The organism is Termitidicoccus mucosus, from assembly GCF_038725785.1.
Taxonomy (GTDB): Bacteria; Verrucomicrobiota; Verrucomicrobiia; order Opitutales; family Opitutaceae; genus Termitidicoccus; species Termitidicoccus mucosus.
This window is the reverse complement of sequence record NZ_CP109796.1, coordinates 3,451,567-3,464,943: the sequence shown is the minus strand read 5'-3', so window position 1 is coordinate 3,464,943 and position 13,377 is coordinate 3,451,567. Positions and strand designations below refer to the sequence as shown.

Here is a 13,377-nt window from a genome sequence, read left to right as displayed (position 1 = left end):
GATGATGCAGGGCGGGGCGGCATTTCATATCAATAAATCGGGAGCGCAAAACGGAAACTCAATGGCGAAAAAATCCCCAAAACTGGGGAGGCGGGTGCCCCTCGCCATTTGGTAATTTTATATAGTCGTTTTTATATAGTCGTTTCCCGTTACCCTCCTCCCATTCCACTTCGCTTTTAAAAGCCGGCCCCTTTATCCCCGCAGCCACCCCGTCTGATTTCCCATTACTCCAACCCAATCAGTCCACAACCTGCACACCATGCATAAACCAACAAAGTTCAATACGCCGGCATCGCCGTTTAATAAATTCACACTTCTGTATCATTTTGCCGTTTTATTCGCGCTTGTTTTCCTCCCGCTCTCCGCGCCCGCCCAGCAGGATACGGGTGTTATCACCGGGCGGGTGATGAATCAGGCCACGGGTCGGTATCTGGCCAACGCCGTCGTCACTGTGGACGGCACCGATCTCAGGGCGCTTACCGACGACCTCGGCGCCTACCGCATCGCCAGCCTCGCGCCGGGCGACTACACCGTGCGCGCCGCCTACACCGACCTTGATAGCGCCACGACCCCCGTAACGGTCGCCGCCGGGCAGACCGCGACGGCGGATTTCGGCCTGACCTCCAACGTGTATCACCTGGAGGCGTTCACTGTCTCCAGCGAGCGCGAGGGAGCGGCCAAGGCACTGCAGGACCAGCGCTTCGCCAGCACCATGAAAAACATCGTCGCTGCCGACGCCTTCGGCAACATGGTGGACGGCAACGTCGGCGAGCTCATGAAAAAACTCCCCGGCGTCGCCATCGACTACAACGGCGGCGAGGATCCCACCCAGATTCGCATCCGTGGCATGGATCCGCAGATGGCGAGCATCACGCTCGACGGCAATCCCATCGCCTCCGGCGGCGGCGGCACCAGCCGCGCCCTTGATCTCAAATCCTTCGCGGTGCAGAACATCGAGACCATCGAGGTGAATTTTGCCCCCACGCCCGACCAGTCGGCGAACAGCATGGGCGGCTCGGTCAATTTCAAGACCAAAAACGCCTTTGCCCAGAAAGGACGCCGCGTCCGCATCGACGGCAACCTCAGCATCAACACTTCCGCGTTTGATGTCGAAAAGACTCCCGGCGGCAATCGCACGCCCGACCGCAAGATCAAGCCCGGCTTCATGTTTCAATACACCGAGGCGTTCGGCTCCGTCCGTCCCATCGGCGTCTCCATCGTCGCCAATTTCTTCCAAAAATATCGCCAGAATAACAACTACAACGTGCCCTACTCGTTCAATCTTACCGCAGAGGAAAACGGCATCGCCTCAAAGTCATCAGACGGCACCGTCGGCAACGTGAGGTGGACGGAAGTAGGCGCCGCCACCGAGCGCCGCAACCTCAACATCAACCTCGACTGGAAGCTCTCGGACAACACCTCCGTCTTCCTTCGCACCGGCTACACGCAGGACGTCGGCATCGGCCAGTATTCGCACGCTTTCCAGGTCGAGGCCGGCACGCACCTCGGCGCAGTAGTGAGCGGTTCGAACACTCACCCGGCATCTAACTTTGAGCAGATCGTCGGCATGAACTCGACCGCGCGGGCGTATTCCAAGCTCGAAAACGAGAACACCAAGCTCTGGAACGTCGCCATCGGTGCCCAGCATAAATTCGGACGTTTCGAGATCGACTACGACGCCTACGTCTCGCAGTCCAAGTCCGACCGCGACCCCAGTGAAAACTTTGAAGTCCGGACCCTCCAGAACGGCATCAACCTGTCGGTGTATGGCGTCTCCGGCCAGGCCGACGGTAAAATCTATCAGACCGGCACCAGCGGCAGCATCGACAATCTGCCCGAGCAGACCTATCTCGACGTCTCCAAGTATAAAAATCTGGGTATCTGGCAGGACTTTAACTATGGCAGCGACGACCAGATGGGGGCCAAGTTTAACGTTTCCTTCCCCCTCACCGTCTCCAACAGGGCCGGCACGACGAGCTTTCCCGTGAAAATCAAGACCGGAGCCAGTTTCAACCAGCAAAAGCGCGATACCAAGAGGTATTGGAAGGAAATCAGGCTCACCGGCGACTCCGCTCAGTCGGCGTTCGGCACCGCCGCCGAGCCCACAGTCCAGCAGTTTGCCGACACCACTTATGGAAACACATGGAGAGGCTTCGATTTGGCCGTCCCCCAATGGATCTCGCCCTACTCGGTGTATGACTATTTCCGCGCCAATCCCGGACAGTTTTACGACCGCAGGGTCGAATTCGGCAACAAGGGCAATTATCTCCCCGAGTCCGAGTTCGGTCGCGAAAAGAGCGGCGACAAGCAGGCGCGGGAGCGTGTGTTCGCTGGCTACATCATGGCTACCGCCAACGTCTCCAACCTCACCGTCCTCGCCGGCGTCCGCTACGAGGCCACCTGGCTCACGGGCTGGGGCAACATCTACTTGAGGGCCGAAAGAAGCGCCGAGGATCCCTACGGGGCGGGCGGCAGGTTCGATGTCGTGACCCCGGGCGGCCAATACTACCGCTGGGACATCGAGCGCCCCTACGAACTCGCCGAGCTGCAATACAGGGCGGCAACGCGCGACTACAACTACGACAAGATCTTCCCCAACCTCCAGCTCAAGTATGACATCACGCCCAACCTCATCGCCCGCGCCTCCTTCACCACCGGCATCGGGCGCCCGCGCTTGGAGGACGTGGTCTGGATCGGGAATGATGACATCGTTCCCTCCTTCAAGCTGATCCGCCGCCCCAACCCCGATCTCGTCCCCCAGACCTACAATCTCTATCAGGCGCGCTTGGAGTATTACTTCAAGAAATACGGTTCCGCCACGGTCTCCGTCTTCTATCAACCCTACAAAAATTACATCATGAGCACCGATCACTACGAGCCCTACACCTTTTCCTCCGAGGAGGGCGCGGAGATGACGGAACTCTGGAAAGTGAGCCAGAACGAAAACGTCGGCGACGGACGCAACTACGGCGTCGAGCTCAGCTACCAGCAGCGCCTCGGTTTCATCGCGAGCTGGCTCGACCGTGTCGAGTTCTACGCTTCCATTTCCATTTGCGACCCGAAGGCCAAGTATCCTTGGCGCGCTTCCGCCGCCACCTCCATAGACGATGAAGCTGCCGAGGAATTCAACAGCCGTCCGCCAGAATGGAAGGATGTTCCGCTCAACGACATCAAGCGGCGCTTCGGCACCGCCGCCCTCTCCTACAAGGGCAGCAAATTCGGCGCGTCGGTCACAGCCATGTGGACGGACGATTACGCGCGTAGCGTCGATAGCACCACCTTGGCCGAGACCCGTTACGCCGAGAACATCCGCCTCGACTTCAGCATGAACTACAAGCTCAGCCGCCACTGGCAGGCTTACTTCGACTGGCGCAACTTCAACGACGTGCCCGACGAGCGCACCATTTTCGACCGCACCGCCGGCTACTATGAGGCCGGCATGGTGGTAAACGTCGGTGTCCGCGCCGATTTTTAACGCGCGCCTCAAATCTCACGACAACAACCAGACAAGTCACCAAGGAGATTTAACATCATGAATTTCAACATCAAAAACATCATCCGTCCCACCCTTGCGGTGCTCGCAGCGGTCATGACCGCTGCCGTTTCCATGGCCCAATACGGGGGGCCTGGCGGCCTGCCCACGCCTACGCAGGCCGTGCTCACCGGCACGTCCAGTTGGAAAGGCATCACCAGCGATTTCTTCGACAACCAGAATTGGGACGGTGGCGCTCCCGGCGACGGTCAGCACGACATCCGCCTGATGCCGCTGCCTGCCAACAAGACAATCGACATGGCGATCACCGGCGCGACCGACCGGCAGGTGGACATCTATTCCATCCGCGCCGGCTCGAACTACACCTACGAGCTCAACCTCAAAAGCGCCGGTTCCGGCACGCTCACCCTCAATATCACCGGGCGCGGCACGCACCCGTTCTCCGAGGGTGGCGCTACTAATGCTGATAACAATGGCGATGGCACCAGCGTGGGCAACAGTTCCTACCGGCATAATTTCACCATTAACATGGGGAACAACACCCGCCTCACGTTCTCCCCGGATGCCTTTGAGGGCTATAATGCAAACTCCGGCACCACGCCGATCCTGACCACCGGCTCCTCGGGCACCATCAGGACCCCGCTCCCGGCGAAGAGCACCTCCGGCCTCACCTACGCCTTCCTCAACATGACCGGCAACGCCGTGCTCGATTTCCGCACGATGGACGACTACTTCACCATCGCCACCGGCACCGCCGCCGACCCCGGCTCCGTCACCTTGGCGGGCACCGCGCTCGTCGGCGGCTTTAACATTGGCCAGGACGCCACGGTTTACCTCGGCTTTCACCGCGGCACCCTCAGCCAGGGCGTCGGCACCGGCAGGGAGGAAAAATGGGAGGGCCTCCTCATTCAGGACGACTGGGCGACCGCGGAAGCGGCGTGGCGCGCCCGTTACTCCAATGGCGACGGCTACGAGCTGCCCGAGGGCATCACCGATGCCATGCTCCATATCTCGGCGACCAACATCGCGACCGCCCTGCAATCGGAAAAATGGGGCACGGGCATCACCCGCGTCACCACCACCGGCACGGTGATCCACCCCGGCAACATGCGCCTCCGCGGCGCCAATGGCGGCTATGTCGTGGACGGCTACCACCGCGGCCCCATTCTGGGCGATACCGGCGGTTCCTGGGTCGGCGGCATAGGCAACATCTATGGCAACGTGACCCTCCAAAACGCCTCGAACATCACCGGCGGCGACAAGACCGCCGCCGGCACCCTCACCATCACGGGCACCCTCACCATCACCAAGGGCTCTCTCAGCATTGATTTGGTGGACTACGGCATCGCCGACAAAATCAAGATAAACGGTGACATGGTGCTCGGCGACGCCAATCTCGCCGCCGCTTGGACGACCAGCACCGTCCCCATCGTGTCCGGCACCCAGACCTTCCGCGTGGTCGAAGTAAACGGCGGCAGCATCACGGGCGACTTCGCATCATCATCCCTCCCGCAAAAACTCAGACAGCAGGCCTCCTACGTGCTCGGTTCCGACTATCTTGATATTATCCTCGTCGGCTACGAAACCTTCGCCGAGCACCCCACTATGGTGGGCAACTACGGGACCATCGCCTCTATCATCGACGGCATCCACTGGGCCTCCGGCAGCAGCGCGGACAAAGTCATAGCGGACAGGCTTTACACGATGTTCGACGCCCTGCCCTCCGTCGTCTATGTCAAGCAGGCCATGGACCAGCTCACCCCCGTCGTCCACCAGGCATGGTTCCCCTCCGCCGTGCTTCGCACCAATTCGATGGTGCAGTCCGTCGAGGACCGCCTTATGCAGGATGCCGGCTATGGACGCGCCAAGGGCTCCGTGCAGACCTACCTGCAAGGCTGGTGGCAGGAATCCTCGCGCCAGGCCGACGCCTACGCGCCCTACTCCAACTACGCCACCAGCACCGTGCTTGCCGGCGCGGATTATGCGCTCAACGAAAACACCGTCGCCGGCGGCTGGCTCGCGTATGAAACCACCGACTATGACTACGACCTCAACGGCGGCAGCGCCAAGGGCAAGGGACTTACCCTCGGCCTCTACGGGCGGCATAATCTCGGTCCGTGGCAGTTTAACGCCGCCGCCTTCTACGGCACCGACAGTTATGACGCCAGCCGTGACATATCCATGATCCGCTCCACCCTCGGCACCCTCGCCAGGTCCGACACCGACGGCTCCCGCTTGGGCGTGGCGCTGTCCGCCGCCTACACCTACAAGCACCCTTGGGTGGACGTGTCGCCCGTGCTCGGCCTCCAGTGGCTGAACTGGAAGGCCGACGGCTTCACCGAGACCGGCTGGGATAGCCCCCTCGTCGTGGGGTCGCAAAGCGAGACCTCGCTGCAAGCGCGTCTCGGTGTGCGGCTCTCCCGCGCCTTCGAGTCCTCGCATGGCCTCATCCGCCCCTACCTGCACATGGCCTACGTGCGCGAGTTCGAGACCGGCGAGCGCGACATCCAGGCGGAGTTGCTCGGCCGCTCATACCTGCTCAAGGTGCCCGGCATCGAGGGCAACGGCATGAGGGTCGATGCCGGTGTCGAATGGCAGCTCTCCAAGGCATGGCGCTGGGGCGTGCACTACACCGCCCAATACAACGGCGCTTGCGACGAAAGCATGGGCATCCGCGCCAGCGTGAGCTTCGCATTCTAGCCCACCTGTAACACCCCGCCTGTATTCAAAAGCAGGCTTGGAAATTTGAAAATGCTCTAAATCAATTCTTGGGCGCTTCAATAAGGTCAATGCCGCTGCTTTATTGGAGCGCCCAAGCAAAAACCAATAACCCGCAAGCGGCCAAAGGAGCTGTTACCGTGAAAACATCAATGGATGAGTTCCATATCGGAAAGCGCGGCGTTTTCCCGCTGTTTGTCGTGTTGCTGATATTGGGTTTCTTATCAGCAATATCATACTCTCAGAGCCTGAACTGTGGAGATTGCGGCGGCTTGGGTTTCAGATGGCCATCGACCAGCAGAATCACCTGTGATAGTTGCGGTGGCAGTGGCCATAGCGATGCACCATCTGGATGGGAAAATTGTGGCGTATGTGACGGCACTGGTAAGCAGGAGTTCTTGGACTGGAACACCGGTCAATACTACAAGGTGGACTGCTCATACTGTTTCGGAAACGGGCTAGTAATGATCGAAAACCCAGTGCCTATTGACTGCGATGACTGTTTTGGTTGGGGATATATAATAGACAACACAATAGAGGCGATCACATGCGAAGTATGCGGCGGAACCGGACTTTCGGTCCCCGGGGGTGGTGGAGGTAATGGCGGTGGCACCCCGCCGCCTCCCACTCAACCTTCTCCTAATGACGAACCAGAATTGTCACCGCTCCCGCCTCCCGCTAATCAGGTCTATGGCATGATACGCGCACACGTATCTGACGGGACCACCATGACACATGACATGTGGTATGACAGCGCGGACTCGAACATATTAACCGTGAAATTAGGAAAAACTGTTAGGCTCAAATACACGGTCGCCAGCCCGGACGGCTGGCTTTCCGACATGCAGATATATCTTGACGAGCCGGATTCCCCTCTTCCCGGCTCATGTTTATATCTTCACACAAGCGAAATCTACGCGCCAAGTGCGAGTAATGATCTTGCCGTGAAAACATTTTATTATACCCCCACTCAAACGGGATACCATCGTTTCTGGGCGTTTATATACACTCAATATCCGCAGTCAATCTCAAGTCCCTTGCAGTGGGCGGATTTTGTGGTGTATGTTGTCCCGTGAATACGCATCCGTGACGGTGTGGCATTCATGTTCTGATAAAAGACACTTTAACAACCGCAGATGGGCGCGGATAAATACGAATAAAGATAAAAATATCCTCGTGAATCTGTGATCATCTGCGGTTCAAAAAAACCACCGATATACCACTTATAAATTGAAGGACGCATTACCAGGAACGTGTCTTGGAGGGACGACACGGAGGTCGTTCCTCCAGATAATCAGTCAATCAAAATGTCATGGCTGTTTGCAGGCGGCGCCAATTTGCTGCATGGGCATGCTTGCGCATGCGGTTATAGTAGGGGTGAGCGCGGGAGTGGTTACTCCCGCGCTCTTTCCGCCGTCTGGATATTCGCCTTTTCAATCAATGAATTCCGTCTAAAACAAACCAACCATTATTTTGAACAGAAGAAAACAAAGATAACCAAGAAAACCATTTAATAAAAAGTATTCTTTGTTCCCTTTGTTTCCTTCTGTTCAATAAAAACGAACCAATAAACTGTCCACAGGTTGCATGGATGGCCACGGATAAAATCAACGGTTTGCCAGATCTTTTTCTTATCCGTGATAATCCGTGCAATCCGTGGTCAAATAAAACCGGACAAAATCATGAGGCGATGGATTTCCGTTTTGGGGATTGTTTTCGGGTGCGCCTTGCAGGCGGCGCCGGAGACAAGCATTGTCGTCGAGATGCCCGCATATCAGGTGCGGGCCGACCGCATTTTGCCCATCCCGGAGACTTGGCGGCATGTGTCGGTTCCCGCGCTCGTGCTGGAACGCGGCAAGAGTGTCCTGGTGGCGCCCGGCTATTATGTGCTCTCAAACCTTTCGGAACAAAATACGCGGCTTTTTATAAACGAACTCCAATTGCGCCAGTTCGCCGGGACGCTGCTGTGGCCGATGCTGGTGCAGATGCAGCCGCGCCGCCCCGCCGTCGTGATCCTCGACGGCAGTCGCGGGGCCGGCGAGGACTGGCGGCTGCCCGATGGGGCCGCATGGGAGGGCGATCCCATAAAAACCGGCGTCCAGCCCGGCAGCGTGAGCACATCGGGTCTGACGACCGGCCTGCAATGGCTCAGCTCCGCGCAGGGCTTCAGCACGTCCCTGCATATCGACGTGGCGGGCGACGGAACCACCCGGGTGGATGACGGCGAGGACTGGGACAAACCGCTGCCGGCCGGGTTTGTCTATGCGGCCATGCGCGGCGACCAGGTCGCCGCATGGGTAAACGCGGGAAATCCGCTCGCGGATGTTTCGAGGCCGCAGGAGGAGAAACTGGCCGCGTCCGTGAGCCAGGAACAGGTCGCGCTGGCCTTGAACTCGTTTTCGCGGCCCCCGCCCGCGTGGTTCCTGCTCGGGATGAAATGGCTGATCGCCTCCACGGAAGTCAGCCGGACCCGCATCACCTTTGCCCGGATCAACGTGAGCGTCCCGACGGAAACGAGGTCGGACATCAGCACGAACGCGCAGACGCTCATAGATGGCGGCGTGCCGCCGCCCCCGACCGTGTCCACCCGCGTGGCGCCCGTTTCGATCCATTTGTCGTCACTGCTGCCGATGTTGAAAAAAAACGGGGAATTTGAGTTTGAGGAAACCCAGGTGGCGTCGGCGCTGGTGCACTACGGCCTCTACGGGGACAACGGAAAGCACCGGCAAAAACTCATGAGTCTGGTCGAACGGCAAAGCGCCGGGGAGGAGCTGACCGAGGCGCTCTTCAAAGAAGTGTTCGGTTTCGATACAAAGAAGATGCTCTCGAAGCTGTCCGTTTATATACGCACATTCGCCGCCTATAAGCATCATGAGCTGCGGGGAAAAATTCCGCCCATGCCGGAGATCGGCGTGAGCCAGGCCACGCAGGCCGAGGCGGCGCGCTTGCAGGCGGAAGCCTTCATCGCGCTGGGGCGTCCCGACCTCGCGCTGGACAAGCTGCGCATCGCCTACTGGCGCGGCGAGCGGGAGCCGGAGATGCTCGCCGTGCTCGCCCTGCTCGAGCAGCGGGCCGGTTCGGAGGCGCGGGCGCGCAAGATTGTCCAGACGCTGATGAAACTGCCGCGGCCGCCCTTGCGCGCGCGCATCGTGGCGGCGAAATTGCGTTTGCAGGACGCGCTGTCGGCCAGGCCGGAAGGCGCGAAATTGAGCATGGACGAGACGGTTGAAATCATGGGCATGCTGAGTGTCGCGCTCAGCCAGGGAGTTCCCGACGAGGATGTTTGCGAGACCTTTGCCAGGGTCATGTCAAGCAGCCCGGCGCAACCGCCTCCCAATGTCATCGACTTCCTGAAAAAAGCCGCCGCGCGTTATTCGAATAACAGCGTCATCGTCGGGGCCGCCAGGCTGGCCGGAGCTTCGCCATAGAGCATCATCACTCGAAGTCCGGCATGATGGTTGGGACAAGTTTGCCGTCATGACGGCGGTAGATGCTGAGATTAAACCACGGAGCACGGAGAGCACGGAGCCATGAAAGGAGATGTTTGGTTTGTTTTTAACCACTAATGACAGAAAACTCATTTCCACTAATTGATGGGTTCGTCGCTATTTTCGATGACTGAAAGCAACAAAAAATTAACCGCAAAGAACGCAAAGAGCGCAGGAAACAATCCTGTTTTTCCATGAGTTCTTTGCGTTCTCTGCGGTTAAATAAGCAAACCAGCCATCGAAAATAGCGAGGAACCGAAAACGCTGCATGCCATGTAACCCAACGGGTTACATGGCATGCGGAACTTGGTGCATTTCAGGCCGGATGATCCGGTTGGGAGGTCATTTGCAATGCCCTATGTCGCCGAGACCTCGCGCACGTGAATCAGGTAACGCACCACCAGCTCGCCCTCGACCAGCAGGTCGTAGCCGTATTCGGTGTCGATCACCTCAAATCCGCGCGGGCCATCCAGGCCGCTCAACAAGGCCTGGTCGCGCAGACGCTCCCATTCATCGAGCACGCAATCCTTTGTTTTGGAAAACGCATCCTCGATGGTGTGGCGGATCGCGCGGGTCTCGCCACGAGCCTCAGGCACGCCGTCCGGCGACATGGCGTACACAAAGCGAACTACCTCGTATTCTTCGATTGGGAATGATTCGGAGTTCATGGACACGTCGGAATTTAGCCGTCCGCGTGCCAACATCCGTCAGCTTCTTGTAAAAGCCTTTAATCAAGCAATCCGCCGCAGACAACCGGGCTCCAGTGTATCCGCAAAGTCCGGCACAATCAACCCCCGGCCAGCAATTCCCATATCAGCACCCCCGCCGCCACGGAAACATTCAGCGACTCGACCCGTCCGCTGCCCGGAATCGTCACCAGCCGCGAGCACGCCGCCGCCGCTCCGGGCGAGAGGCCGTGTTCCTCGTTGCCCAGCACCAGCGCCACCGGGCGGCGCGAAACCGCCGCCGCGCGCGACACCTCGGCGAGCGGGCGCGCCCCCGCCACCGCCGTGCCGATGACTTCGTAACCCGGAGCGATTCCCCGCAAAAATTCCGGCAGCCCGCGCGTGATGAACAGCTCCACATGCTCCAGGCCGCCTTCCGCCACGCGGTGCGCCGCCTCGCCCGGAAGCGCCTGCCGGGCGTCGTCCGCGATCACTAGGCGCGGCACTCCGAAAAACGCCGCGGTCCGGGCAATCGCCCCGAGGTTGTGAGCGTTGCCCACGCCGTCCAGCACCAGCAACGCCGGGCCCGCGCGCCTTCCCCCCGCCGCCGCGCCGGTCCATGCCAGCGCATCAGCCGCCGTCGCTTCCCGCAACGGCTGCTGTTCCACGATCGCCACGATTCCGCCATGGTGCACCGTGCCCGCGATTTTTGCCAGCTCGCCGGGCTCCACCACGCGATAAACCCGCCGGGCCCTGGCCATGCGGCTCGACAACTTGGCGGAGCGTCGCGATGTCGGATAATCAAAAAACAGCCGGCGCACCGCGTCCGGGTTCTTGTCGAACACCGCCCGCACCGCGGCCTCGCCGCAAACCGGAATCTCCTTTGGTTTCATGTGAGTATGGCTTCTTCGCTCTCTTTATCTATGTCCATCTGTGGTTGAAAATCATTCATCATTTTTTTCAACGCACCTCGCCGACCAGCGTGAACTCCTCGCGATCATGATACAAGTGCCGCGCGCGCAGACCCTCGGTTCGCGTCGCCAGCACGCCGCCCGGCGCGGTGATTTCGCGCAACAAGGCCACCGGATCGACGCGGCCGAATTTCAGGATCACCACAAACCGGCGGCACCAGCCGCGCGTCAGCCAGGGCTCGACGATGTCTCGCATCACGTGATGCGGTTCCTCCACGAGGTCACAGAATAGCCAGTCGAACCGAGCATCCGGCCCCGGCTGAAAACGAAACGCGTCCTCGCGCCGATGCTCGATCAGCGGATGCCCCAGCGCGCCGCCCTTGAGCGGGCCGTTGTCCACCGCCACCACGCGGGCGCCGCGCCTGGCCGCGCTGTAGCTCCAGCCGCCCGGCGCCGCTCCCAAGTCCGCCACCGTCTCCCCCTCCGCCGGCTCGCGCCCGAGCACTCCGTAGGCTTCCTCGACCTTCAGATACGAACGCGACGGCGCGAGAGGATCGTCCGCCATCCGACGCTGGCCGCCGCATAGGCACTCGCGCGCGACAAACAGCCGCCCAAAATCGGCAAAGAACAAAAACAGGCCCCGCGCCCGCCCGATGCCGCGCGGCGCCTTCTGCTCCGCCAGCCGCGCGACGCGCGACATCCGCTTGCGCACCAGCTCCAGCAACGCGCGTTCCACGCCGTCCGCCCGCCGGCCCAGTCCGTCGAGGCCGCCCGCAAAACGCACCGCCAGCGGCCATGCGTGCTCGAAGCGCTCCTCGCGCGCCGACGCGAAAAACACCTCGGCCGCGCGCGCCGCCAGCGCGTTGACCGAGTCGCCCGCCACTTCGACCGCGTCCGGCAGGATCGCATACGCGAAGCACAGTTCTGGCGGCGCGGCATGCGCGTCCGCCCGCAGCCAGCCCGGGCCGCGTTCCGCGACGGGAATCCCGTGCGCGCGCAGTTCCTTTTCGGCAAACGACTCAAACCCCGGCTGGCAGCAAACGATCATCCCGCCAAGCTGCCCGCCCCCGGATTTCATACAAGCCGGAAGCGCGCCGGGCGGCGTGGCGCAGGCATCCTGCCTGCCGTCGAAGGGGATCGCGCGAAGCGCGGCATTTATTGGTTTGGGAAGAAAAAAGTCAGCGGCGCTTCGCGCCTTTCGTTTCGATGGCAGGCAAGGATGCCTGCGTTATCTTCACGAATAAGTCGCTCGTATTAGCGGACTTATTTGATGGTTAGTGGTTTAGAACAGGAAGAGAGTGGCAGGTCGGAGAGGAAAAGTGAAGCAAAAAACACCGTTTCTGGCAACTTTTTGGCAACGGCATGCGGTTTCCGCAAAGGTGTCGCCTCGCTTGTATCCATAATTTGAATACGAAATTAAATTCGGATTAAATAATGGGGAATCCGCCCGGTTTGGCGAGCCCGGATTTCCGGGATTTCCCGTACCGGTGCGAGCGGGGGTGTTTCCTCTCCTCCATGCGCGCCTGCCCGAATGGTTGTTCTGGCGACGCATGCGTGGAATGCCGCAAGTCGCGTGCCGCCGGTCGGCGTGTGCGGGTCATGGCTGGCGTGTGCCGTATGCTTTTGCTGCCGGCGGCGGCCGGCACACCTCCGCGCCCCATAGTTGCGGATCGGGTGTGGTGTGCAAGGTGGAGGCGCGACGGAGGAGCGCACGACCTTGCACGCCACGCCATCATCAGCAACGGGGCGCGACGTGTGGTCTTTCCCCGCTTGCCAGGTCAAGGCATGGCCGGGTGCGTTTCAGGGGGTTCCGCCGCGCGCAATACGTTTGGGGCAGCCTCCCGCCCTTGGCAAACGACCATCGGGCGCATGGGTTTCACCCTGTTTTCGCCTGATAAAATCCCCGCGTGCCTGCGGTGCATGCCTGACATCGGGCAGACGCGCGGCCTGCCGGTTGCCGGCCCGGAAAGCAGTCGCGGGACGCCCGGAGCGCAGCGAGGACGCGCCCGTGTCTGCTTCCACGTGCCGCGTGGTTTTTGCCGCCCCGCCGCGTGGACGCGACGCAAAGCGAGGGACGAGCGCGCGGCGCGCCTTCGCGGGCG

At 60.4% G+C, this 13,377-nt stretch carries 8 protein-coding genes; 5 read left to right on the top strand and 3 right to left on the bottom strand.

Annotated features, from left to right (window positions below; translation table 11 throughout):
- Positions 1-259: 259 nt before the first annotated feature.
- From OH491_RS12165 to OH491_RS12145, 5 genes are all read left to right on the top strand, one after another.
- Positions 260-3,475: a TonB-dependent receptor gene (locus tag OH491_RS12165; protein WP_068771020.1), complete on the top strand. Its 3,216-nt coding sequence runs from the start codon at positions 260-262 to the stop codon at positions 3,473-3,475.
- Positions 3,476-3,532: 57 nt separating this feature from the next.
- Positions 3,533-6,193 carry an autotransporter outer membrane beta-barrel domain-containing protein gene (locus OH491_RS12160; RefSeq protein ID WP_068771021.1) on the top strand — a complete coding sequence of 887 codons (2,661 nt, stop codon included), beginning with the start codon at positions 3,533-3,535 and terminating at the stop codon, positions 6,191-6,193.
- Between the two features lie 89 nt (positions 6,194-6,282).
- Positions 6,283-7,287, top strand: a complete 1,005-nt coding sequence (locus OH491_RS12155; protein WP_145928868.1) for a hypothetical protein — start codon at positions 6,283-6,285, stop codon at positions 7,285-7,287.
- Positions 7,288-7,518: 231 nt separating this feature from the next.
- Positions 7,519-7,725: a hypothetical protein gene (locus OH491_RS12150; protein ID WP_145928869.1), complete on the top strand. Its 207-nt coding sequence runs from the start codon at positions 7,519-7,521 to the stop codon at positions 7,723-7,725.
- A gap of 249 nt (positions 7,726-7,974) precedes the next feature.
- Positions 7,975-9,639 (top strand): hypothetical protein, encoded by a 1,665-nt coding sequence (locus OH491_RS12145; protein ID WP_068771022.1) that lies wholly within the window; start codon positions 7,975-7,977, stop codon positions 9,637-9,639.
- Between the two features lie 416 nt (positions 9,640-10,055).
- Here the strand turns inward: OH491_RS12145 and OH491_RS12140 are convergent, their stop codons facing one another.
- The 3 genes from OH491_RS12140 to OH491_RS12130 form a co-directional block, all read right to left on the bottom strand.
- The gene (locus OH491_RS12140) at positions 10,056-10,367 is read right to left on the bottom strand and encodes a hypothetical protein (RefSeq protein ID WP_068771023.1); all 312 of its coding nucleotides are present in this window, start codon (positions 10,365-10,367) and stop codon (positions 10,056-10,058) included.
- 119 nt (positions 10,368-10,486) lie between these two features.
- Positions 10,487-11,257 (bottom strand): TrmH family RNA methyltransferase, encoded by a 771-nt coding sequence (locus OH491_RS12135; protein WP_068771024.1) that lies wholly within the window; start codon positions 11,255-11,257, stop codon positions 10,487-10,489.
- Positions 11,258-11,324: 67 nt separating this feature from the next.
- Positions 11,325-12,353, bottom strand: a complete 1,029-nt coding sequence (locus tag OH491_RS12130) for an SAM-dependent methyltransferase (RefSeq protein ID WP_334319426.1) — start codon at positions 12,351-12,353, stop codon at positions 11,325-11,327.
- Positions 12,354-13,377 lie beyond the last annotated feature (1,024 nt).

Bases quoted from the DNA above. Each gene is read 5' to 3' on its own strand.
- OH491_RS12165 (WP_068771020.1), top strand. From the start codon at position 260: ATGCATAAACCAACAAAGTTCAATACGCCGGCATCGCCGTTTAATAAA.
- OH491_RS12160 (WP_068771021.1), top strand. From the start codon at position 3,533: ATGAATTTCAACATCAAAAACATCATCCGTCCCACCCTTGCGGTGCTC.
- OH491_RS12155 (WP_145928868.1), top strand. From the start codon at position 6,283: ATGCCGCTGCTTTATTGGAGCGCCCAAGCAAAAACCAATAACCCGCAA.
- OH491_RS12150 (WP_145928869.1), top strand. From the start codon at position 7,519: ATGTCATGGCTGTTTGCAGGCGGCGCCAATTTGCTGCATGGGCATGCT.
- OH491_RS12145 (WP_068771022.1), top strand. From the start codon at position 7,975: ATGCCCGCATATCAGGTGCGGGCCGACCGCATTTTGCCCATCCCGGAG.
- OH491_RS12140 (WP_068771023.1), bottom strand. From the start codon at position 10,367: ATGAACTCCGAATCATTCCCAATCGAAGAATACGAGGTAGTTCGCTTT.
- OH491_RS12135 (WP_068771024.1), bottom strand. From the start codon at position 11,257: ATGAAACCAAAGGAGATTCCGGTTTGCGGCGAGGCCGCGGTGCGGGCG.
- OH491_RS12130 (WP_334319426.1), bottom strand. From the start codon at position 12,353: ATGAAATCCGGGGGCGGGCAGCTTGGCGGGATGATCGTTTGCTGCCAG.